This is a genomic window from Pseudomonas sp. REB1044, assembly GCF_038813925.1.
Classification (GTDB): Bacteria; Pseudomonadota; Gammaproteobacteria; order Pseudomonadales; family Pseudomonadaceae; genus Aquipseudomonas; species Aquipseudomonas boreofloridensis.
In genome coordinates this window covers 383,165-406,252 of record NZ_CP046139.1, presented here as the reverse complement: position 1 = coordinate 406,252, position 23,088 = coordinate 383,165, and the positions used below count along the sequence as shown (strand labels likewise).

At 63.6% G+C, this 23,088-nt stretch carries 18 protein-coding genes and 4 pseudogenes; 10 read left to right on the top strand and 12 right to left on the bottom strand.

The genetic code is table 11. The features are described 5' to 3' along the window. Positions 1–64: 64 nt before the first annotated feature. Both GKC70_RS01840 and GKC70_RS01835 read left to right on the top strand, forming a co-directional pair. The gene (locus GKC70_RS01840; protein WP_342650278.1) at positions 65–1,120 is read left to right on the top strand and encodes a low specificity L-threonine aldolase; all 1,056 of its coding nucleotides are present in this window, start codon (positions 65–67) and stop codon (positions 1,118–1,120) included. A 165-nt stretch (positions 1,121–1,285) separates the two neighbouring features. Continuing rightward, on the top strand, positions 1,286–1,744 hold the full coding sequence (locus GKC70_RS01835) for a hypothetical protein (protein WP_342650277.1): 459 nt from the start codon (positions 1,286–1,288) through the stop codon (positions 1,742–1,744). A gap of 29 nt (positions 1,745–1,773) precedes the next feature. Here the strand turns inward: GKC70_RS01835 and GKC70_RS01830 are convergent. The 3 genes and pseudogenes from GKC70_RS01830 to GKC70_RS01820 form a co-directional block, all read right to left on the bottom strand. Next, positions 1,774–2,133, bottom strand: a pseudogene (locus GKC70_RS01830) (integrase core domain-containing protein); the annotation flags it as partial. A 127-nt stretch (positions 2,134–2,260) separates the two neighbouring features. Next, complete coding sequence (locus GKC70_RS01825) at positions 2,261–2,563, bottom strand: cell division protein ZapA (protein WP_342650276.1); 303 nt, start codon at positions 2,561–2,563, stop codon at positions 2,261–2,263. Next, complete coding sequence (locus GKC70_RS01820) at positions 2,560–2,790, bottom strand: hypothetical protein (protein ID WP_029614877.1); 231 nt, start codon at positions 2,788–2,790, stop codon at positions 2,560–2,562. The genes GKC70_RS01825 and GKC70_RS01820 overlap by 4 nt, the downstream gene beginning before the upstream one ends. Before the next feature lie 269 nt (positions 2,791–3,059). On the opposite strand from GKC70_RS01820, the gene GKC70_RS01815 reads away from it, so the two are divergent. Further along, positions 3,060–4,679 carry a methyl-accepting chemotaxis protein gene (locus tag GKC70_RS01815; protein ID WP_342650275.1) on the top strand — a complete coding sequence of 540 codons (1,620 nt, stop codon included), beginning with the start codon at positions 3,060–3,062 and terminating at the stop codon, positions 4,677–4,679. A gap of 132 nt (positions 4,680–4,811) precedes the next feature. Here GKC70_RS01815 and gbcB read toward each other — a convergent pair whose 3' ends face one another. Continuing rightward, positions 4,812–5,912, bottom strand: coding sequence for a glycine-betaine demethylase subunit GbcB (gene gbcB, locus GKC70_RS01810; protein WP_029614881.1), 1,101 nt, complete (start codon positions 5,910–5,912; stop codon positions 4,812–4,814). A 296-nt stretch (positions 5,913–6,208) separates the two neighbouring features. Between gbcB and gbcA the strand changes: the two genes are divergently transcribed. Beyond that, the gene (gene gbcA / locus GKC70_RS01805) at positions 6,209–7,501 is read left to right on the top strand and encodes a glycine-betaine demethylase subunit GbcA (protein WP_317871374.1); all 1,293 of its coding nucleotides are present in this window, start codon (positions 6,209–6,211) and stop codon (positions 7,499–7,501) included. A gap of 711 nt (positions 7,502–8,212) precedes the next feature. On the opposite strand, the pseudogene GKC70_RS01800 reads toward gbcA, so the two are convergent. The 6 genes and pseudogenes from GKC70_RS01800 to GKC70_RS01775 form a co-directional block, all read right to left on the bottom strand. After that, positions 8,213–8,982 (bottom strand): annotated as a pseudogene (locus GKC70_RS01800) (electron transfer flavoprotein subunit beta). A 9-nt stretch (positions 8,983–8,991) separates the two neighbouring features. Continuing rightward, on the bottom strand, positions 8,992–10,224 hold the full coding sequence (locus tag GKC70_RS01795) for an electron transfer flavoprotein subunit alpha/FixB family protein (protein WP_342650274.1): 1,233 nt from the start codon (positions 10,222–10,224) through the stop codon (positions 8,992–8,994). Further along, positions 10,224–12,177 (bottom strand): annotated as a pseudogene (dgcB, locus tag GKC70_RS01790) (dimethylglycine demethylation protein DgcB). The gene GKC70_RS01795 and the pseudogene dgcB overlap by 1 nt, the downstream one beginning before the upstream one ends. Before the next feature lie 219 nt (positions 12,178–12,396). After that, a complete protein-coding gene (dgcA, locus tag GKC70_RS01785; protein ID WP_039581311.1) occupies positions 12,397–14,457 on the bottom strand; it encodes a dimethylglycine demethylation protein DgcA in 2,061 nt (686 codons plus the stop codon). Between the two features lie 15 nt (positions 14,458–14,472). Continuing rightward, on the bottom strand, positions 14,473–15,003 hold the full coding sequence (locus GKC70_RS01780) for a DUF5943 domain-containing protein (protein ID WP_021782648.1): 531 nt from the start codon (positions 15,001–15,003) through the stop codon (positions 14,473–14,475). Between the two features lie 76 nt (positions 15,004–15,079). Then, positions 15,080–16,057 carry a dipeptidase gene (locus GKC70_RS01775; RefSeq protein WP_039581315.1) on the bottom strand — a complete coding sequence of 326 codons (978 nt, stop codon included), beginning with the start codon at positions 16,055–16,057 and terminating at the stop codon, positions 15,080–15,082. A gap of 285 nt (positions 16,058–16,342) precedes the next feature. Between GKC70_RS01775 and GKC70_RS01770 the strand changes: the two genes are divergently transcribed. After that, positions 16,343–16,744 carry a lysozyme inhibitor LprI family protein gene (locus tag GKC70_RS01770; protein ID WP_342650273.1) on the top strand — a complete coding sequence of 134 codons (402 nt, stop codon included), beginning with the start codon at positions 16,343–16,345 and terminating at the stop codon, positions 16,742–16,744. Positions 16,745–16,775: 31 nt separating this feature from the next. On the opposite strand, the pseudogene GKC70_RS01765 reads toward GKC70_RS01770, so the two are convergent. After that, positions 16,776–17,731 (bottom strand): annotated as a pseudogene (locus GKC70_RS01765) (GlxA family transcriptional regulator). 148 nt (positions 17,732–17,879) lie between these two features. Here GKC70_RS01765 and choX point away from each other — a divergent pair. The 5 genes from choX to GKC70_RS01740 all read left to right on the top strand — a co-directional run bounded on the left by choX (position 17,880) and on the right by GKC70_RS01740 (position 21,790). Next, the gene (gene choX / locus GKC70_RS01760) at positions 17,880–18,824 is read left to right on the top strand and encodes a choline ABC transporter substrate-binding protein (protein WP_342650272.1); all 945 of its coding nucleotides are present in this window, start codon (positions 17,880–17,882) and stop codon (positions 18,822–18,824) included. Positions 18,825–18,909: 85 nt separating this feature from the next. Beyond that, positions 18,910–19,794, top strand: a complete 885-nt coding sequence (locus GKC70_RS01755) for a 3-keto-5-aminohexanoate cleavage protein (protein ID WP_342650271.1) — start codon at positions 18,910–18,912, stop codon at positions 19,792–19,794. A 24-nt stretch (positions 19,795–19,818) separates the two neighbouring features. Next, positions 19,819–20,784: an L-carnitine dehydrogenase gene (locus GKC70_RS01750; RefSeq protein ID WP_342650270.1), complete on the top strand. Its 966-nt coding sequence runs from the start codon at positions 19,819–19,821 to the stop codon at positions 20,782–20,784. A 10-nt stretch (positions 20,785–20,794) separates the two neighbouring features. Next, positions 20,795–21,271 carry a thioesterase family protein gene (locus GKC70_RS01745; protein WP_342650269.1) on the top strand — a complete coding sequence of 159 codons (477 nt, stop codon included), beginning with the start codon at positions 20,795–20,797 and terminating at the stop codon, positions 21,269–21,271. A gap of 261 nt (positions 21,272–21,532) precedes the next feature. Next, complete coding sequence (locus GKC70_RS01740) at positions 21,533–21,790, top strand: hypothetical protein (protein ID WP_342650268.1); 258 nt, start codon at positions 21,533–21,535, stop codon at positions 21,788–21,790. 62 nt (positions 21,791–21,852) lie between these two features. Here the strand turns inward: GKC70_RS01740 and GKC70_RS01735 are convergent, their stop codons facing one another. Beyond that, entirely contained in the window at positions 21,853–22,956 is a 1,104-nt protein-coding gene (locus tag GKC70_RS01735) for a GlxA family transcriptional regulator (RefSeq protein ID WP_342650267.1), read from the bottom strand. Positions 22,957–23,088: the final 132 nt, after the last annotated feature.

Here is a 23,088-nt window from a genome sequence, read left to right as displayed (position 1 = left end):
CGCTATAGCCCTGACCAGAAACTTCGCTACAGTACCGGGGTGCCCACGGTTTACAGGACCTGCCATGACAGACAAGAGCCAACAATTTGCCAGCGACAACTACTCCGGCATCTGCCCCGAAGCCTGGACGGCCATGGCGCAGGCCAATCAGGGCCATCAGCGCGCCTACGGCGACGACCAATGGACCGAGCGCGCCGCCGAGCACTTTCGCACGCTGTTCGAAACCGACTGCGAGGTGTTCTTCGCCTTCAACGGCACCGCCGCGAACTCGCTGGCCCTGGCGTCGCTGTGCCAGAGCTACCACAGCGTGATCTGCTCCGAGACCGCCCACGTGGAGACCGACGAATGCGGCGCGCCTGAGTTCTTCTCCAACGGCTCGAAGCTGCTCACCGCCGCCAGCGTCGGTGGCAAGCTGACCCCCGAATCGATTCGCGAAGTGGCGCTCAAGCGCCAGGACATCCACTACCCCAAGCCACGTGTGGTGACCATCACCCAAGCCACTGAAGTCGGCACCGTCTACCGCCCCGAAGAACTCAAGGCCATCAGCGCCACCTGCAAGGACCTGGGCTTGAACCTGCACATGGACGGTGCGCGCTTTGCCAACGCCTGCGCGTTCCTCGGCTGTTCGCCGGCCGAGCTGACCTGGAAGGCCGGCGTGGATGTGTTGTGTTTTGGCGGCACCAAGAACGGCATGGCCGTGGGCGAAGCGATTCTGTTCTTCAACCGCGAGCTGGCCGAAGACTTCGACTACCGCTGCAAGCAGGCCGGACAGTTGGCGTCGAAGATGCGTTTTCTCTCCGCGCCCTGGGTCGGGCTGCTGGAAGACGGCGCCTGGCTGCGCCACGCCGAGCACGCCAACCAGTGCGCGCAGTTGCTGGCTTCGCTGGTCAGTGATCTGCCGGGGGTCGAGTTGATGTTCCCGGTGGAGGCCAACGGGGTCTTCCTGCAACTGCCGGAGTTCGCCATCGAGGCACTGCGCGCCAAAGGCTGGCGCTTCTACACCTTCATCGGTAGCGGCGGGGCGCGGTTCATGTGCTCGTGGGATACCGAAGAACAGCGGGTGCGTGAACTGGCGGCGGACATCCATAGCATCATCGATGTCGAAAAGCTGCCGAGCTGAACAACCGTGCTTGAAAAGGGTCGTCAAACGGCCCTTTTCGTTGCTCCATGGACGCCATTTCACGCAACCAGTCTCAATTTGAAACTGTCATTTTTAACAGTTCAACGACGCGCCTCCTTCCGGTAGGGTTCACTTGCAAGCCCACCCAACCCAGGAGTTTTTAAAATGAGCACTATTGTAAAAATTGCGGGTCATCAAGATAGGTTTGAAAATGGCGAAACGCTGGATGAAATTCTTCGCATCAAGCCTTGGGACCATGTTCAAGTCAATGACGAAATGGTTTTTGTAACCCAAACATCTTTCCACTCATCCAGTGACTCAAGCGAAAACAGTGAGTTTCGCATCATCAGTGACAAAGGACCATTCACTAACAACAAAGACAACACCCCAAAAACAGCTCCCCACAAAAAGCTCAACTTCAGCGTCCAACTCGATTACCCTGGTGGCTCAGACACCGTGTCTAATCCCGCTGCACAAAACCTGTTCAAAAACGCACCCGCTCATACACTGGTTGAATACAATGGCAATTCGTACTACATCGACCATAGGCTGTTGATTTGGGAGTTTGGCCAAGAGTTTCACTGGGTTATCACCGTGACAAATGCGACGTCCGCAAGTGTCTAATCCTGAAATAGGTTTACACCTGCTCAGGCCTAAAACGCCCGGTACAGCGTAGCGGGCGTTTTATTTTTCAAGGCCCTGTGAGGCCAGTCCATATTGCAGATCTGCACGGCCTCGTCATCCCTTTGCCTTGCTTGCTCTAAATCTTCGGAACTACTCAGCAGCCGCTCAATCTTGAGGATTCCGTTGATTCTCTTGGCCAGCACATTCCGATAGCAGTCACACCCATCAGTCATCGAGCATTGAACCCCATGCCGCTGATGATGTGACTGGTAGAGCGCCGAACAGTATTGAATACCGCGGTCCGAATGATTGCCCCATGGCTGGCGACAACGTCGCTTTTGTAATGTCTGCTTGAACGCTTGTGCCACAGACTCGGCATGCAGATTTTCATCACCGTAGGAGCGAGCATAGCCCTCGATGGGACGCGCAGCGGCCCCGGGTTCTCAGCTTCGCAGCCAACATTGCTGGAGCTGCCTTGCAGCCCATCGCGAACGCCTACAGGGGCTGGTGCTGCCCTTACTGTTCGGCGATGGTCCGGACGATGGCGTCCACCGTGGCATCGATCTGTGCCCGGGTTCGCTCCAGCGTCTGTTGGTGTTCCTTTTGCAGCTCCACCTGTTTCGAGCACAGGTTCAGGGCTGCCAGCACCATCAGCTTGTCACCGATCAGGGTCGGGTACTGACGCTTGGTCTCGTTCAGGGCGGTGTTGAGCATAAGCACTGCCTGCGCCAGGGTTTCCTCCTGGCCTCCGGGCGCCTTGATCGAATAGTCGCTGCCCAGGATCGACACCACGTTGATCGACTGCGAGTGCAGGCTCATGCGCTGACGGCACCTGCGCTGGCACGCTCGACCAAGGCCTGGATGCGGGCGGCGGTGGCGCCGTTCTGCTCTTCCTGCTCCATCAGCGACAGTTGCAGGGTCTCATTTTCTTCCTTGGCCTGGGCCAGTGCCTGGTCGAGCTGCTGGTTCTGCTCGGTCAGTTGCGCGTTCTTGTGCATCAGGTCGGCGACCAGTTGCTCGAGTTGATTCAGGGAAGCTTCCAACATGCGTCTATCTCGGGTTGTTGCAAAGGGCGCACACGATAAAGAAAAGCATGCGCCCCCGCCATTAAAAATCAGGATCGAAGGCTCTCGTTCCGGCACATTGACAGGGTAAGCGGGGTCTTGTTCCGACCTGGGTCAACCGCCCGTCCGTCCAAGCGATTGTAGAAGGCTCATTTTTTTGGCCGATCCTAAAGACTGGTAGTCCGTTACCGATAGGTTTGTAAGACAAATTCTTTCGCATGGACGCGAGCCATCCTTCCGGACTCGACGTCATGTCAATACGTACGCTGAACATCGCGCCACGCGCACTTCTCGGTTTTTCCCTCATAGGCTTGCTGATGCTGGGCCTGGGTGTGTTTTCACTGCTGCAGATGGGGCATATCCGTCAAGCGGGCGTGAACATCGAACAGATCAACATCCCCAGCATCAAGCTGCTCGACGAACTGACCACCAACAATCAGCGCCTGCGCACCCTCTCCTACCGCCTGATGGTCGATCGCAACCTGCAGGACGAAACCCTGCGCCTCATGGACGAACGTAACGCGCAGATCGACAAGGCCCGCGACGCTTATGCGCCGTTGATTCTCGAACCCGGTGAGCGCGCCGCCTTCGACGAACTCGGCCAGGTCCTGGCCCAGTACCGTCAACTGGAAATGCGCCTGCGCGCTTACAGCCAGGCCGATCAGCTCGAAGCGATGCGCGAACTGCTCAACCATGACCTGCTGAGCAACTCCGAGCAGATCAACAAGGCCATGGAAAAGCTCCTTCAGTTCAACGCCACCCAGACCCGCTCGGCCAACGCCGATGCCGCCCAGCAGTACGACCGTGCCTTCATGCTGGTCATCGCGCTGCTGGTGGTCGCCACCGTGCTGATGGTGCTGTTCGCCCTGCTGCTGACCCGCAGCATCGTCAAGCCGATCGACCAGGCCTTGGCGGCCGCCGAGTGGATCGCCAAAGGCGACCTGACCCACGCCATCGACACCGCTGGCACCGACGAGGCCGCGCGCCTGTTGCAGGCCATGGACCAGATGCAGATGCAGTTGCGCGACACGCTGCAGCAGATCTCCGGCTCCGCTACCCAGCTCGCCTCGGCGGCCGAAGAGCTCAACAGCGTCACCGACGAGAGCGCCCGCGGCCTGGCCCAGCAGAACAACGAGATCCAGCAGGCAGCCACTGCCGTGACCGAGATGACCAGCGCAGTGGAGGAAGTGGCCCGCAACGCCGTGAGCACTTCCGAGGCGTCGGGCGAAGCCAGCCGTTCGGCCGGTGACGGCCGCGATCTGGTGCTGGAGACCGTTAGCGCCATCGAGCGCATGAGCGGCGACGTGCAGAACACCGCCCGTCTGGTCGAAGACCTGGCCGGGCAATCACGCGATATCGGCAAGGTGCTAGACGTGATTCGCGGCCTGGCCGACCAGACCAACCTGCTGGCGCTGAACGCCGCGATCGAGGCCGCGCGTGCCGGCGAGGCCGGACGTGGTTTTGCGGTGGTGGCCGATGAAGTGCGGGCACTGGCGCATCGCACGCAGCAATCGACCAGCGAAATCGAGCGGATGATCGGCAGCATTCAGGGCGGCACCGAACATGCGGTGGAGTCGATGCGCACCAGCACCGAACGCGCCGAATCGACCTTGAACATCGCCCGTGGCGCCGGCCTGGCGCTGGACACCATCGCCAGTGCGGTAGGCCAGATCAACGAGCGCAACCTGGTGATCGCCAGCGCCGCGGAGGAGCAGGCTCAAGTGGCCCGCGAGGTGGACCGCAACCTGGTGAACATCAACGATCTGTCGGTGCAGAGCGCCACCGGCGCCCACCAGACCACGATGGCCAGCGCCGAACTGTCACGCCTGGCCGTCGACCTCAACAGCATGGTCGCCCGTTTCCGCACCTGAGAGCAGCGGCAAGTTGCAAGCTTCAAGCTGCAAGAAGAAGCGGGCCGGTGTAGAGCCTGCTTTTTCTTGCAGCTTGCCGCTTGCAGCTTGCCGCTTGCCGCTTGCCGCTTGCCGCTGCCGCGCTACGCGCGGCTAGTAATCGATGCGCACGTCGCCCTTGGGCACGCTGCAGCACGAGAGGATGTAGCCTTCGGCTTCGTCTTCCTCGGTGATGCCGCCGTTGTGCTCCATCTCCACTTCACCGCCCAGCTTGAGCACCTTGCAGGTGCCGCAGATGCCCATGCCGCAGGCCTTGGGGATCATCAGGCCGACTTTTGCCGCGGCGGCGTGCACCGTTTCGCCGGGGGCGATGCGGATGCTCTTGTCGCTGCCGATGAACTCCACCAGGTTGAGGTCGGCGGCGTCCACTTCCGGGGCCTCGGCGGCGGCTTCGGCGTGCTCGACGGCATCGGCCTTGGCCTCCGGTGGCGTGGCGCCGAACGATTCCTCGTGGTAGTTCTTCATGTCGAAGCCCACGGCTTCGAGCATGCGCTTGACCGCGCTCATGTACGGCGTCGGACCACAGCAGAAAATTTCCCGCTCCAGATAGTCCGGCGCGATCAGCTCCATCAGGCGCTGGTTCAGGTAGCCGCGATAGCCCGCCCACGGCTCGCCCAAACCATGCTTCTCGCAGACGATGTGCAGGCTGAAGTTCGGCACGCGTGAGGCCATCTGCTCCAGCTCGCGGTGGAAGATGATGTCCTTGGGCGAACGGGCGCTGTGCACGAAGACCATGTCGACATTGGCGTTGGTGTCGTAGAACCAGCGCGCCATGGACATCACCGGGGTGATGCCAACACCGCCGGACAGGTAGAGCACCTTGGCCGCCGGGTAGTCGATGGCATTGAACAGACCGACCGGACCGTGCACCGGCAACTCGGCGCCTTCATGCATGGTGTCGTGGAGGAAGTTCGACACCAGCCCGCCCGGCACACGCTTGACGGTGATCGAGAAGCTGTACGGCACCGACGGCGAACTGGAGATGGTGTACGAACGCATCACCGGCTTGCCTTCGATCTCAAGCTCCAGGGTGACGAACTGGCCCGGCTTGAAGAAGAACATGATCGGCTGGTCGGCCATGAAGCAGAAGGTGCGCACGTCCCAGGTCTCCTGGATGACCTTGACGCAGCGCACGATATGGCGGCCGTTGGCCCAGGTCTGGGTGGTGACCGGATTGAGGAAGGTTTCGGACATGTTCATCTCCAGCAGCCGACTATCGGCTTTCTTATGGCTGCGATAATGCTCAAGCCCGATGTGTCGCACATTCCCATCCGCGACATCGGCGTGCTTATCGCGACCAGCCCCGAGACACAAGGGTTGGCGCGTCGGAATTCGATTCGGCCATGTCGCCCATGGATATGGCCCGGCCACGGCGCGAACGCACACTCCACCGCAAATAGAACGGCTGTTTTTCTGCTGATAGCCTTGCGGCAAACACAACAACGATTAGCCACCTTTCGCCGGCCGACAACGGCCTTGAGGATAAAACGATGGACGTCACCGCAACCCTGAGCCTGGGCGATCCACTGGAACCTGCACGCAAGGCCACCGCCGAGATGCTGCAGACCCGCGAGCGCACGTACTCGCTGCCGCAGCCCTTCTACTGCGACGAGCGCCTGTTCCAGATCGACATGCAGGAGATCTTCCACAAAGAGTGGTTGATTGCGGGGATGACCTGCGAGATTCCGGCGAAGGGCAACTACCTCACCCTGCAGATCGGCAAGAACCCGGTGATCGTGATCCGTGGCGCCGAGGGCAAGGTGCACGCCTTCCACAATGTCTGCCGTCATCGCGGTTCGCGCCTGTGCGTCAGCGACAAGGGCAAGGTGGCCAAGCTGGTCTGCCCGTACCACCAGTGGACCTACGAGCTCGACGGCCGCCTGCTGTTCGCCGGCACCGAGATGGGCGCCGACTTCGACATGAATCAGTACGGCCTCAAGCCGATCAACGTGAAGACGGCCGGCGGCTACATCTTCATCAGCCTGGCGCAGAACCCGCCGGCCATCGACGAGTTCCTGGCCACGCTGGACCACTACATGGAACCGTACGACATGGAGAACGCCAAGGTGGCGGTGCAAACCACCTTGATGGAAAAGGCCAACTGGAAGCTGGTGCTGGAAAACAACCGCGAGTGCTACCACTGCAACGGTTCGCACCCGGAACTGCTGAAGACCCTGCTGGAGTGGGACGACACCAACGACCCGCGCGCCAGCCAGGAATTCAAGGACCACGTGGCCGCCTCCGCCGCCGCCTGGGACGCCGAGAAGATCCCGTACCTGCACAAGAGCCACGGCCTGCGTAACCGCATCGTGCGCATGCCCCTGCTCAAGGGCACCGTGTCGATGACCATGGACGGCAAGCAGGCATGCAAGAAGCTGATGGGCCGGATCAAGAACCCGGACCTGGGCTCGATGCGCATCCTGCACCTGCCGCACTCGTGGAACCACTGCATGGGCGACCACATGATCGTGTTCACCGTATGGCCGATCAGCGCCCAGGAAACCATGGTCACCACCAAATGGCTGGTGCACAAGGACGCGGTCGAAGGCGTGGACTACGACCCTGAGCAAATGCGCAAGGTGTGGGACGCCACCAACGACCAGGACCGCCGCTTGGCCGAAGAGAACCAGCGCGGTATCAACTCCACCGCCTATCAGCCAGGCCCGTACTCGAAGACCTACGAGTTCGGTGTGGTCAACTTCATCGACTGGTACAGCGATCGCGTGCTGGCCAACCTGGGAGCGGAACCTGCGCCGTACCTGAAGGAAGTGAAGTCGCAGTGAACCTGCGAGGTTGTTGAAAACGCCACGGCCGAGTGATCGGCCGTGGCGTTTTTGTGTGTTGTACAGAGGGTGCGAACAGGTTACCCACAGCTTTCCAAGAAAAAACCTGTGGATACTCGAAACCCGTGCAGCCCGAATCGACTGATCATTATTTGACCAAACCCCTGGAAGCCTGTTCCCACGTGGCTTTCAGCGTTTATCGAACACCTTGTCCACAGGGACGCCAACAGAAACTGTGGGCATGAATCATGACGGTTCAAATGCGCTGTGGATAATGCCCTCTAAGCCCTGTATTTCCGGCGTTATGAGGTGATCGCAATCATATTGATCAATTTTTGATCTATTCTCTTAAAGCCCCGTCAATCGTGGCTTCCAGCGCTTTCCAAACATATTATCCACAGAAGGATATACAGCGATTGTGGGAAAGTCGCAGAGGGTGCGAGATGAATCAGGCTGTTCAACCACACACTGACCTGTACATTTTTTGATCATCGACCTCCAGCCCTCGTCCACTCTAGGCTTGAGCAACAAGCGAACACGTTATTCACAGGCTGGCGAACAGTTTCGGGGGACAGTTTGCAGGCGGTGGGGCCATTGCGCTGATTTCACGTCACGAGATGGCGCAAACCCACTAAATAGCCCGTGAGAGCGGCCCGAAGCCACAAAAAGGGCCGCAAAGCGGCCCCAGAGTTATTCACAGGTAGAGGCCGCTCAGCGCAGCACACCCTCCTCCACCAACAGCTTGAGAATGGCTTCAGCGCCTTCCTGTGGAGAAACGTCCTTGAGCACCTTGCCGCCCCGCCACTGGCCTTGGCCGTCGCCGCCTTCATACGGTCGGCACCGCTCTTGGCCTTGATCACTTTCAAGCGCTTGGGGCGTGGCCGCGCCGGTTGCAGGGCATCGCCGTCCAACACCTCGTCCTCGACCACCGCGACATCGCGCGCCGCCAGCACACCCCGGCGTGCCGGACCGAACGCGCTCTGCCGTGGCTTGGGCGCAGCGTTATCCACAGTGGCCAGCAACGGCAGGCGCACCTTCAGGCGACGCCGCTGACCGCGCGGCAAGGCTTGCAGCACCTGCGCGGTGCCATTGTCGATCGACTCCACCTCGGCCAGCCCCACCACCAGCGGCCAGCCCAGCTTCTCGGCCAGGAGAAACGGCAGCATGCCAGAGCCTTCGCCGGTTTCGGCCTGGCTGCCGGTCAGCACCAACTGGGCGCCGGCGTCGCGCAGGTAGTCGCCGAGCACGCCGAGCACGTCGGCGCCAGCGGGTTGCTCCAGCACGTCCAGGTGTTCCAGGCCCATGCCCAGGTAGCCGCGCAGCGCCTCCTCGGCGGGGTTACCGGCATGCACCACCTGCAGGTCGTTGCCTGCCAGTTGCAGGCCGAGTTCGACGGCGCGCGAATCCTGCTCGGCGCGACGGGCGCGACCAGAGCTGGGGTGGGCACCGATGGAAACCAGGCTGATGACTTTCGTACTCATGTCGTGCCCTTATGCCGCGTCGCGCTGAGCGCCGCTGCGGAAGTTGTCCACAGCCTCGATCAGGGCCTTGAGAATCGCCGCACTGTCGCCAATCACCGACAGGTCGGCCCGCTTGATCATGTCGCAGCCAGGGTCCATGTTGATGGCCACCACCTTGTCGCAGGCGCCGATGCCTTGCAGGTGCTGGATGGCCCCGGAGATGCCCACGGCCATGTACACCCGCGCCGTGACCCAGGTGCCGGTCGCCCCGACCTGACGGTTGCGCGGCATGAAGCCGTCGTCCACCGCCACCCGCGACGCGCCTTCGGTAGCGCCCAGCGCCGCCGTGGCCTGGTGGAACAGCGCCCAGTCCTTGACCCCGTTGCCACCGGAGACGATGAACTCGGCCTCGGCCATGGCGATGGCCGCCGGATCCACGGCCACCGGCCCCAAGTCCTCGATGCGCGAAAGGCTACGGGCCACGCCTGTGGACAACGCCACCGGCAAGGCTTCGTGACGGGTTTCGCTGACCGGGTCGGCGCATTCGGCTGCGGCCAGGATCAGGCGCGGCAGGCCGCGTTGCAGGTCCTGCTGACCGGCCCCGGCGCGGCCGATGCACTGGCCGTCCTTGATCTGCCAGACCCGCGTGGCCGGGCGTTCACCCAACGCGGCGCCCAGGCGTCGGCCCAACTCGCCGCCACCGGTGCGGCTATCGGGCAACAGCCAGTGGCGCGGCGCGAACTGGTTATCCACAGCACGCAGGCCTTGAACCAGCTGTTCGGGGGCGTAACCGCTGTAGGCATCGCCTTCGATGACCAGCAAGCGGTCCACCCCGGCGTTGGCGAAGTTGCTTTCCTTGTGTTCACCGAACACCACGGCCAGCACCGCGCCGTCGGTGCCGGCCAGGCTGCGGGCCAGGCCAAGCAGGTCGCGGTCGTGACTGCCTAGGCGGCCACCGACCATGTCCGGTACCACGGTGATGTAGAAGGCAGGATCGGCCACTTGGTGCAGCGGCAACTGCACCTCGGCCGCTGCCGTGCGCCGTGCGCCACCGGCAGTGCCCTGCTGGGCGCCGCTGCGGTCGATACGCTTAAGACCGGCCGGGCCGACGAAGCCGGCTGCCAGTGCGTGAGGGTTCTTGCGCATGAGCCCGTTGGGGCCCATCCAGCGGGTCTGTTGCGTCTGCATCGCGGCGTGCAACGGATGCAGACGGTTACGGGCGATCCACTCGGCGCGTGGGTCGCGGCGGACGATGTCGCTCATCAGTGCACCTCCGCAGGTTCACGTTTGGCCGCAGCCGGTTTGCTGGTCGCTGCTGGCGCTTGTTCTTCGATCAACACGTCGGCGACCAGCTCGGCCAGGTCCTTGATCTGTGGGCGGGGCTCGACCACCCCTTCGAGCATGGCGGTGCATTGCGGACAACCCACCGCCACCAGCTCGGCCTCGGTTTCGCGGATATCGTCCATGCGCATGTCGGGAATCCGCTGCTTGCCGGGAATGTCGGTGATCGGCGCACCGCCGCCACCGCCGCAGCAGCGAGAACGGAAGCCCGAGCGCTGCATCTCGCGCACGTCGATACCGAGCGCTTTGAGCACTTCACGCGGGGCTTCGTACTCGCCGTTGTAGCGCCCCAGGTAGCACGGGTCGTGGTAGGTGACGCTGCCGCCCTTGTGCTGGCCAAGGTTCAGGCGTTTGGCAGCGATCAGTTCGGCGATGTAGGTGCTGTGGTGCTGCACCTGGTAATCGCCGCCCAAAGCGCCGTACTCGTTCTTGAGTACATGGAAGCTGTGCGGGTCGCAGGTGACGATGCGTTGGAACTGGTACTTGGCCAGGGTCTGGATGTTGCGCTTGGCCAACTGCTGGAAGGTCGCCTCGTCGCCCAGGCGACGTGCCACGTCCCCGCTGTCGCGCTCTTCCAGGCCAAGCACGGCGAAGTCCACGCCCGAGGCCTTGAGCACTTTGACGAAGGCGCGCAGGGTGCGCTGGTTGCGCATGTCGAAGGCGCCATCACCCACCCAGAACAGCACCTCGGTGGTCTTCACGTCCGAGAGCAACTTGAGGTTCAAGTCTGCCGCCCAGTTCATCCGACCACCCGGATTGAAACCGCCGGGGTTGTCGGTGGCGATCAGGTTGTCGAGCACCTCGGCCCCTTGTTCGGGGTCGCGCCCTTCTCCAGGGTGAGGTGACGGCGCATGTCGACGATGGCATCGACGTGCTCGATCATCATCGGGCATTCCTCGACGCAGGCCCGGCACGTGGTGCACGACCACAGCGTTTCGGCATCGACCAGGCCGTTGACGATCGGCTGGTGCGGATGGCCGCCGTGCTCGCCGATGGGTTTGCCGGGGTAAGGGCTGCCGGCGAACTTGGCGTCGGTGCCACCGGCCAGGCCGATGACCATGTCCTGAATCAGTTTTTTCGGGTTCAGCGGCTGGCCAGCGGCGAAGGCCGGGCACATGGCCTCGCACTTGCCGCACTGCACGCAGGCGTCGAAGCCCAGCAGTTGGTTCCAGGTGAAGTCCACCGGTTTTTCCACGCCCAGCGGCGCGCTCGGGTCTTCCAGGTCCAGCGGCTTGAGGCCAGTGGAGCGCCCGCCGCCGAAACGTTCGGCGCGGCGGTGCCAGGCCAAGTGCAGGGCACCGGCGAAGGCGTGCTTCATCGGCCCGCCCCAGGTCATGCCGAAGAACAGCTCCGACACGCCCCACAGCACGCCCAGGCCGAGAATGCCGACCATCACCCAGCCGCCGGTGTTGGCCGGCAGGATACCCGCCACCGGCAGGGTGGCGATGAAGAAGCTCGCGGCGAACACCAGCAGGCTCTTGGGCAGACGCATCCACGGGCCTTTGGACAGGCGCGAAGGGGGGTCAGGCGACGCTTGAAGACGAAGATGGCGCCGCTGAACATGATCACCGTGGCCACCAGCAGGGCGTAGCCGAGGATCTTGCTCTGCAGGCCGAAGCCGTGCACCAGGATCGCCAGCAGCGCCGACAGCACGAAACCACCGGCGGTGGCGACGTGGGTCTTGGACATGTACTTGTCGCGCTCGACCACGTGGTGCAGGTCCACCAGGTAGCGGCGCGGCATGGCCAGCAGGCCGCCGATCAGATCGACCTTCGCAGGCCGACCACGACGCCACATGCTCACACGACGCACGGCGCCGAGCACGGCCAGGCCGAGCGCGGCGAACAGCAGGATGGGTAGAAGGGTGTTCAACATGGGAAGCCCCCACAACAGCTGGATTCTTGCATCACCTCAAGGGTGACGCGGACCCCTGTGGGAGCGGCCTCGTGTCGCGAAAGGGCTGCCCAGCAGCCCCAGGAGGCTCAGCGGTGCTGTCCAGATCCTGGGGTCGCTTGGCGACCCTTTCGCGACACAAGGCCGCTCCCACAGGGGGGCCAATCCCGCCCACGTGGGGCGGTATTCATGCCAGTGCGATCAGAAGTCCTTGCACAGGCGCAAGGCATCGTAGATCGCCGCGTGCACGTTGCGCTGGGCCACGCAGTCGCCGATGCGGTACAGCAGGTAACCTTCGCCCGGCTGGCTGAGGATTGGCTGCGGCTGGATCGCGAACAGGGCTTCGATGTCGATCTGGCCTTTGTTGCGCGAACCGTCCTTGAGGCCGTAGTACAGCTCCTCGTCGGGACGCACGCCGTTCTCGATCACCACCTGGTCGACCACCCGCTCTTCCTTGGCCCCGGTGTATTCGTTCTCCAGCACCGCCACCAGCTTGTCGCCTTCGCGGTAGACCTTCTCCAGCATCATGTCCCCGGTCATGATCACTTCCTTGGGGTACATGCTGCGGTAGTAAGTCGGGAAGGTGGTGCCGCCCATGGCCACACCCGGCTTGATGTCGTCGGTGACGATCTCGACCTGGCTGCCTTTGTCGGCGATGAAGTCAGCCACCGACATGCCGGTGAATTCGCAGATGGTGTCGTACACCAGCACGTTCTTGCCCGGCGCGACCTTGCCGTCGAGCACGTCCCAACTGCTCACCACCAGCCCTTCGGCAGCGCCCCAATGGTCGTTCTGCTCGACGAACGGATGACCGCCCACCGCCAGCACGATGATGTCCGGACGCAGGTCCTGGATGGTCGGGATATCCGCCGCAGTGCCCAGGCGCAGGTCCACCTTCAGGCGGGCGAACTCCAGTTGATACCAGCGGGTGATACCGGCGATCTGGTCACGCTGCGGCGCCTTGGCGGCGATGGTGATCTGCCCGCCGATCTGCTCGCGCTTCTCGAATACGGTCACGTCGTGGCCACGTTCGGCAGCGACGCGTGCAGCTTCCATGCCGGCAGGGCCGGCACCGACCACCACCACCTTGCGCTTGGGCCCGGTGGACTTCTCGATGATGTGCGGCACCCCCATGTACTCACGGGAGGTCGCGGCGTTCTGGATGCACAGCACATCCAGACCTTGGTACTGACGGTCGATGCAGTAGTTGGCGCCGACGCACTGCTTGATCTGGTCGATCTGACCCATCTTGATCTTGGCGATCAGGTGCGGGTCGGCCATGTGTGCACGGGTCATGCCGACCATGTCCACGTAGCCGCCTTCGAGAATGCGCGTGGCCTGATTCGGGTCCTTGATGTTCTGTGCGTGCAGCACCGGTACCTTGACCACTTCCTTGATGCCAGCGGCCAGGTGCAGGAACGGCTCCGGCGGGTAGCTCATGTTCGGGATGACGTTGGCCAGGGTGTTGTGGGTGTCGCACCCCGAGCCCACCACGCCGATGAAGTCGAGCATGCCGGTGGCATCGTAGTACGCAGCGATCTGCTTCATGTCCTCGTGGCTGAGGCCATCGGGGTGGAACTCGTCACCGCAGATACGCATGCCCACGCAGAAGTCGTCGCCGACCTCGGCGCGTACCGCCTTGAGCACTTCCAGGCCGAACTTCATGCGGCCTTCGAAGCTGCCGCCCCACTCGTCGGTCCGCTTGTTGACGCGCGGGCTCCAGAACTGGTCGATCATGTGCTGGTGCACCGCCGACAGCTCGACGCCGTCCAGGCCACCTTCCTTGGCCCGGCGCGCGGCCTGGGCGTAGTTGCCGATCACGCGCCAGATCTCTTCCACCTCGATGGTCTTGCAGGTGGCGCGGTGTACCGGTTCACGGATGCCGGACGGCGACATCAGGGTCGGCCAGTTGAAGCCGTCCCAACGCGAGCGACGACCCATGTGGGTAATCTGGATCATGATCTTGGCGCCATGCTTGTGCATGGCGTCGGCCAGGTTCTGGAAGTGCGGGATGATGCGGTCGGTGGACAGGTTGACCGACGCCCACCACTGCTGCGGGCTGTCGATGGCCACCACCGAGGAACCGCCGCAGATGGCCAGGCCGATGCCGCCCTTGGCCTTCTCTTCGTAGTACTTCACATAGCGATCGGTGGTCATGCCGCCGTCGGTCGCGTAGACCTCGGCGTGCGCGGTGCTGAGCACGCGGTTGCGGATGGTCAGCTTGCCGATCTGGATCGGCTGGAACATTGCTTCGAATGCCATGACGCTCTCTCCGGCTTACAACGGCTTCGTAATGAACAGGCCATCTTCGTGGCCTTCTTCCGATCCGCCGTAAACCTGTTCGGCCACGGTGCGGATCTTGCTGCCGCGGGCAGCGAGAATCTGGTCCATGGCACCGGCGAACCAGCCGGTGAACATGTAGTCGACCTTGCGGCCGCACTTGCCATAGACGTACACGAACGCGGAGTGCTTGAGCTTGACGCTGCAGGTGCCCTTGTCCAGGTCGATGTCCTGGATCTCGAACAGGCCCCAGCCACGCTGGCTCAGGCGCTTCATGTAGTGCTCGAACACCGCGACGCCTTCCAGGCCGTGGCACTCGGCTTCTTTCTCGCACCAGTGCCAGGCCGATTTGTAGCCGGCCTTGTAGAGGATTTCAGCGTAGGCGTCGGCGCCCAGCACTTCCTCGATGCCCATGTGGTTGTTGACGAAGAAGTGGCGCGGCACGTACAGCATCGGCAGGGCGTCGCTGGTCCAGACACCGGTCTCGCTGTCGACTTCGATGGGCAATTGCGGGGCGATCTTGGCCATGGAAACTTAACTCCAGAATTTTTTGTGTTGGATGCCCCAGCGTTATTGGCCGGGGCTTGCAGGCTTGGAGAGCGGCTTATTCGCCCCAGACATCTTTCAGGATGTTCACCCAGTTCTCGCCCATGATCTTGCGCACCACGCGCTCGGAATGGCCGCGTTTGAGCAGGGTCTCGGTGAGGTTGGGGAACTCGCCGACGGTGCGGATCCCCAGCGGGTTGATGATCTTGCCGAAGTTGGTCAGGCGACGGGCGTAGCCCTTGTCGTGGGTCAGGTACTCGAAGAAGTCCTGGCCGTGGCCCTGAGTGAAGTCGGTACCGATACCGATGGCGTCTTCACCAACGATGTTCATGGTGTATTCGATGGCTTCGGCGTAGTCGTCGATGGTCGAGTCGATGCCCTTGGCCAGGAACGGCGCGAACATGGTCACGCCGACGAAGCCGCCGTGGTCGGCGATGAACTTCAGTTCCTCGTCGGACTTGTTGCGCGGGTGCTCCTTGAGGCCCGACGGCAGGCAGTGCGAGTAGCACACCGGCTTCTTCGATTCGAGGATGACTTCTTCGGAGGTCTTGGAGCCGACGTGCGACAGGTCGCACATGATGCCCACGCGGTTCATCTCGGCGACGATCTCGCGACCGAAGCCCGACAGCCCGCCGTCACGCTCGTAGCAGCCGGTGCCCACCAGGTTCTGGGTGTTGTAGCACATCTGCACGATGCCCACGCCCAGTTGCTTGAAGATCTCGACGTAGGCGATCTGGTCTTCGAAGGCGTGGGCATTCTGGAAGCCGAAGAGGATGCCGGTCTTGCCCAGCTCCTTGGCCTTGCGGATGTCGGCGGTGGTACGCACCGGCATCACCAGGTCGCCGTTCTCGCGGATCAGCTTCTGGCTGGCGGCAATCTGGTCGACGGTCGCCTTGAAGCCTTCCCAGACCGACACGGTGCAGTTGGCCGCGGTCAGGCCGCCTTTGCGCATGTCCTCGAACAGCTCGCGGTTCCACTTGGCGATGATCAGGCCATCGATGACGATGCTGTCGGCGTGTAATTCGGCTGGGCTCATCAGGCTGTCCCCTTTTATCGTGAGGCTTGTAATGGGTCGCGCCGAACCAGGTGCCGGCGGTTTGGGGCCAGCATATGCCTGCGGCCTGTGTCGCCTCGGTGCAAAAACGACAGGGGGTTTGCCGAAAGCGTCAAGGCGGCGAACGGCACGCTCTGGCCTGCCGTTGGTCGATGAGAGCGAGTCTCGACAAGGGCTGTCGATGAACATTTTTCGCACCCCCTATCACCCAGCCCGAGGCTGAGCGAGAATCCCTGACGATTCGTCAGTCTGTTCAGGAGAAAACGGATGAAATCAAAGGCATGGCTGGTCCTGCTGTGCGTGGCGCTGGGCGCCCAGGCCGCCGAGGAAGACAGCACGCCCTGCGACAGCGTCGAGAACGACCAGCAGGCTTATGCGTGCGCGACCTTTAACAAGCAGACGGCCGAGCGCGAGCTGAAGTCGGCCTACGACGACCTGCTGCAGCGCATCCGCGATCAGTACGCCGACGAGAACGACAAGGCCAGCGCGCTCACGGCGCGCATGGACGCGGCGCAGAAGCTCTGGGCACAACTGCGTGACGCCGACTGCAAGGTCGAGACCTACGCCGAGAAGCCCGGCAGCAAAGCCTTCGAGGCCGCCTGGAACACCTGCGTGGCACAGCGCAGCGACGAGCGCTCGGAGTACCTGCAGTCCATCGGGCAGCAGTGAATGTCCAGCCTGGACCCGCCCCTGCCCCGGTTCAGGCCAAGGCGGACACCGCCCGCGCCAGGCGGTCCTGCCGTGGGCACTGGGCGAAACGTGCTCTGTAGCAACGGGTGAAATACGACGCCGACTCGAAGCCGCACGCCACCGCCACCTGCAGCACGCCCATGTCGGTCTGGCGCAGCAGTTGCCGGGCCTTGTCCAGGCGTAGGCCAAGGTAGAAACCGCGTGGCGTGTCGTCCAAGTGCACGCGGAACAGGCGCTCCAACTGGCGCCGGGTGACCTGGATCGTCTCGGCCAGCGCCAGGGTGTCCAGCGGCTGCTCGGTATTGCGCTCCATCTCGCCGATCACCTTCACCAGCTTGCGGTTGCGAATGCCGTAGCGCGTGGCGATTTCCATGCGTTGGTGGTCCTGGCGTGGGCGGATGCGCCCGAGCACGAACTGCTCCGACACCTGGATCGCCAGTTCGCTGCCGTGGGCCTGGGCGATCAGATCGAGCATCAAGTCGATGGACGCGGTGCCACCCGCACAGGTGATGCGCCGACGGTCGATCTCGAACAATTCCTGGGTGGCCTGCAGGCGTGGATAACGCTCCTTGAACGCCTCCAGTGCCTCCCAGTGCAAGGTGGCGCGGTAACCGTCGAGCAGACCGGCCTCGGCTAGCACCACCGCGCCGGTGTCGATGCCCCGAGGATGCCGCCCTCGTGCTCGACCCGCCGCAGCGCCTGCTGCAATGCCGGCCCGTGGCAAGCCAGCGGCTCGAAACCGGCCACCACCAACAGCATCGCGCCACGCTCGCTGTCGGCCAGCGCCAGGTCGGCATTGACCGACATGCCATTGCTGGCCTGCACCGGCCCGCCGTCCAGGCTCAGCACCCGCCAGCGATACAGCGCACCGCGAAAGCGGTTGGCCACCCGCAATGGCTCCAGCGCACTGATGAAGCCCAGCGCGGAAAACCCTGGCAAGAGCAGAAACTGGATGGTGTCCGGCATCGCTGACTCCTGGGAGATGGATGGTCGCTGCAGTGCAACTCTTGGTCGCCAGCGTGCGATTGCCCACTGTGCCATGGGCGTAACGTTTTTCCCACGGCCCGCAGAGGCCGGATCCCATAACAATACGCACTGCCGATGGAGAGCCACCATGCATCGCTTGATCCGCCGCAGCCTGTTGTCCTTCGCCCTGAGCAGCACTCTGGTCACGCCGCTTTTCGCTGCAGAGCCCGCGGTCTGCAAGAACGTGCGCCTGGGCGTGGTCAACTGGACCGACGTCATCGCCACCAGCGCCATGGCCCAGGTGCTGCTCGACGGCCTGGGCTACCAGACTGCCCAGACCAGCGCCTCGCAACAGATCATCTTCGCGGGCATTCGCGACAAGCGCCTGGATCTGTTCCTGGGGTACTGGAACCCGATCATGACCCAGACCATCACCCCGTTCATCGAGGCGGGCCAGCTCAAGGTGCTGGAAAAGCCCAGCCTGGAAGATGCCCGCGCCACCCTCGCGGTGCCCAAGTACCTGGCCGACCAGGGCCTGAAGACCTTCGCCGACATCCACACCTTCGAGAAGGCGCTCAAAGGCAAGATCTACGGCATCGAACCCGGCTCCGGCGCCAACACCCAGATCAAGGCGATGATCGCCAAGAACCAGTTCGGCCTGGGCAAGTTCCAGCTGGTGGAGTCCAGCGAAGCAGGCATGCTCGCCGCAGTGGACCGCGCGGTGCGGCGCAAGGAGGCCGTGGTGTTCTTCGGCTGGAAGCCGCACCCGATGAACGTCAACCTCGACATGGTCTACCTGGGCGACAGCCAGGACGCGCTCGGCCCGGACGAGGGCCGCGCCACGGTATGGACCGTCACCGCCCCCGACTACGCCCAGCGCTGCCCGAACGCCAGCCGCCTGCTGGCCAACCTGACCTTCAGTGCCGAGGACGAGAGCCGCATGATGCAGCCGCTGCTCGATCATAAAGACCCGCTGGTGTCGGCGCGCCAGTGGCTCAAGGAGCACCCCCAGGACAAGGCCCGCTGGCTCGAAGGCGTGACCACCTTTGATGGCCAGCCAGCGGCAGAGCACCTCAAGCTCAGCGCCAACTGAACCGCGTGGGGCGCCGCGCGCCCCCTGCAATGCGCTCGCGACACCTTCACCTCGAATCCCAGCACACCGAACCCAAGGCCCCGCCATGAACCATGACGTCATCATCACCTGCGCCCTGACCGGTGCCGGCGACACCGCCGCCAAGAGCCACCTGGTCCCTGTCACCCCCAAGCAGATCGCCGCCGCGGCCGTGGAGGCGGCCAAGGCCGGTGCCACCGTGGTCCACTGCCACGTGCGCGACCCACAAACAGGCCGTTTCAGCCGCGATGTCGCGCTGTACCGCGAGGTCATGGAGCGCATCCGCGAGGCCGACGTGGACGTGATCGTCAACCTCACCGCCGGCATGGGTGGCGACCTGGAAATCGGCCCCGACGAGAACCCCATGGCGTTCGGCACCGGCACCGACCTGATCGGCCCGCTGGAACGCCTGGCCCATGTCGAGGCGCTGCTGCCGGAAATCTGCACCCTGGACTGCGGCACCCTCAACTTCGGCGACGGTAATTCGATCTACGTATCGACGCCGGCCCAACTGCGCGCAGGTGCCAAGCGCATCACCGAGCTGGGGGTGAAAGCCGAACTCGAGATCTTCGACACCGGCCACCTGTGGTTCGCCAAGCAGATGATCAAGGAAGGCTTGCTGCACGACCCCCTGTTCCAACTGTGCCTGGGCATCCCCTGGGGCGCCCCGGCCGATACCACCACCATGAAGGCCATGGTCGACAACCTGCCAGCCGACGTCACCTGGGCCGGCTTCGGCATCGGTCGCATGCAGATGCCCATGGCCGCGCAAGCGGTGCTGCTCGGCGGCAACGTGCGGGTGGGCCTGGAAGACAACCTTTACCTCGACCGCGGCGTGCTGGCCAGCAACGGGCAACTGGTCGAGCGCGCGGTGGAGATCATCTCGCGCCTCGGCGCCCGCGTGCTGACCCCGGCCGAAGGCCGCGAAAAAATGAACCTCATGCGCCGCTGAGCCTTTTTCCAGGAGTTGCAGCACATGCCTTACATCACCGAGATCAAGACCTTCGCCGCGCTCGGCAGCGGCGTCATCGGCAGCGGCTGGGTCGCCCGCGCGCTGGCCCACGGGCTGGACGTGATCGCCTGGGACCCAGCACCCGGCGCCGAGCAGGCCCTGCGCAAGCGCATCGCCAATGCCTGGCCCGCCCTGGAGAAACAGGGCCTGGCCCCCGGCGCCAGTCAGGACCGTCTGCGCGTCGTGGCCAGCGTGGAAGACTGCGTGCGCGACGCTGACTTCATCCAGGAAAGCGCGCCCGAGCGCCTGGAACTGAAGCTCGAGCTGCACGCGCGCATCAGCGCCGCCGCCAAGCCTGAGGCGATCATCGCCTCCAGCACCTCGGGCTTGCTGCCCAGCGACTTCTACGCCACCGCCACCTTCCCGGAACGCTGCGTGGTCGGCCATCCGTTCAACCCGGTGTACCTGCTGCCGCTGGTGGAGATCGTCGGCGGCAGGCAAACCGACGCTAGCGCCATCGACGCCGCCAGGACGGTGTACAGCGCACTGGGCATGCGGCCCTTGCACGTGCGCAAGGAAGTGCCCGGCTTCATCGCCGACCGGCTGCTCGAAGCGCTGTGGCGTGAGGCCCTGCACCTGGTCAACGACGGCGTGGCCAGCACCGGCGAGATCGACGATGCGATCCGCTTCGGCGCCGGACTGCGCTGGTCGTTCATGGGCACCTTCCTCACCTACACCCTGGCCGGGGGCGATGCAGGCATGCGTCACTTCATGGCGCAGTTCGGCCCGGCGCTCAAGCTACCCTGGACGTACCTGCCCGCCCCGGAGCTCACCGAGCGGTTGATCGACGATGTGGTCGAAGGCACCACCGAGCAACTGGGCGAGCACAGCATCGCTGCGCTGGAGCGCTACCGCGACGACACCCTGCTGGCGGTGCTGGACGCGGTGAAGCAGAGCAAGACCGCCCACGGCATGGCCTTCGGCGACTGAGGAGAAATCGATGACGGTACTGCTCACCTACCGCACCACGGTCCAGCCGGACTGGGTGGACTACAACGGGCACCTGCGCGACGCCTACTACCTGCTGATCTTCAGCTACGCCACCGATGCGCTGATGGCGCGCATCGGTCTGGATGCCGACAGTCGCGGGCAGAGCGGGCACTCGCTGTTCACCTTGGAGGCGCACATCAATTACCTGCACGAGGTGAAGCTCGGCACCGAAGTGTGGGTGCAGACGCAGATCATCGGCTTCGACCGCAAGCGCCTGCATCTCTACCACAGCCTGCACCGCGCCGATTTCGAGGGCGCGCTGGCGGCCAGCGAGCAGATGCTGCTGCATGTGGACTTGGCGGGGCCGAAGTCGGCGCCGTTCGGTGAGCACAGCGTGGCGTCGCTGCAACGGCTGGTGGCTGAGCAGGCCGACCTGCCGCCGATGGACTATGTCGGACGCGTGATGGGCCTGCCGAGCCCGCCGTGAGCCGCACTGCCGCGCGCAAAAAAAGCCCCGGAAGCCGTGAGCATCCGGGGCAGAGAGCGAGCAACATCCACTGTGCCAGAGTGAGGGTGACCAAACCCTCGGTGCCGTGAATGAGTCCAGCGTGCTGACTTCCACGGGCCTGGATTTAGCCGGAAACGACCTGTTCTTAGTCATGGCAGCCATCGCCACGCGCTGTGCTTGCGGGCCTGTCGTGGTGGTCACAGAATCGGTCATCACTGACCGCAGACTAGGACCTTCACCATGATGCATGCCGATTTGATCGATCAGGACGACTTGCTGGGCCACCTGCGCGCACGCGGGTTCGAGATTCCTGCCGGCGCCAGCGCCGAGCAAGCCTGCGAAGCGGCGGTGCGTGGGCTGACCGAGCCCAACGCACGCGCGCTCAAGGGGATGGTGGAGCAGATGTACACCGGCAGCGCGACGATCCTGCCGGCCGTGCGCCAGGCCATCGACAAGCATTTGCTGCCGGCGCTGGCGCAGTTCAGTCAGCGCGGCTAGCCACGCGCTCGGCGCAGGCCTTATCGACGCGGTACATCATCCGCGATAAGACCTGCGCCCGCTCAGAGCCTCACACTGGCAAAGGTCGACTCGTTGCGCGCCTGGCTCAGCGCCGCCATCGGGCCGCTATGCGGCGACAGCGCCATGGCCTGCGGAATCGGCATCATCGCCACCTGCTGCGCGGTGTTGGAACCGACGCGCTCGTCACGCGGCGGAATGCCGAAGTATTCGCGGTAGCACTTGGAGAAGTGCGGCGTGGAGACGAAGCCGCACACCGACGCCACTTCGATGATCGACATCGGCGTCTGCTTGAGCAGTTGCCGCGCCCGGATCAGTCGCAGCTTCAGGTAGTAGCGCGACGGCGAGCAGTGCAGGTACTTCTGGAACAGGCGCTCGAGCTGACGACGCGACACGTTGACGTACACCGCCAGCTCGTCCAGGTCGATCGGCTCCTCGAGGTTGGCCTCCATCAGCGCGACGATTTCCTGAAGCTTCGGCTGGTTGGTGCCGAGCATGTGCTTGAGCGGCACGCGCTGGTGATCCTGCTCGTTGCGAATGCGCTCGTAGACGAACATTTCGGAGATGGCTGCCGACAGCTCACGGCCGTGGTCGCGGCTGATCAGGTGCAGCATCATGTCCAGCGGCGCGGTGCCGCCGGAGCTGGTGAAGCGGTTGCGGTCGAGGGTGAATAGGCGCGTGCTCATGTTGACCCGCGGGAAGGCTTCCTGCATCGCGGCCAGACATTCCCAGTGCACGCTGCAGTCGAAGCCATCGAGCAGACCGGCACAGGCCAGCGCCCAACTGCCGGTGCAGACCGCGCCCAGACGGCGCGACTGGCGGGCCTGGGCCTGCAGCCAGGTCACGTGTTCACGGGTGACGGCGCGCTGGATGCCAACGCCGCCACAGACGATCACCGTGTCGATGGCCGGCGCGCTGTGCATCGGCGCATCGGGGGTGATCTGCAGACCGTCGCTGGCCCAGACCTGTCCGCCATCCACGGTCAAGGTGTGCCAGCGATACAGCTCGCGCCCGGACAGTTGGTTGGCCATGCGCAGCGGCTCGACCGCCGACGCCAGGGAAATGAGGGTGAAGTTGTCCAGAAGGAGAAACCCGATGGACTGTGGAGCTGTGCGGTTCTGGGCTGGCCCGGAGGTGTACGACGTCATCGCGATTTCTCCTCACACAAATGCAGGGTGTGCCTCAGGCGGGCACCGTTTTCTTGTTATTGCCCCTATCCTTGTACGGGGGCTCTACCCAACTCTACGCAAACCCCGTGCCTGAAGTTGAACGGCTATCCA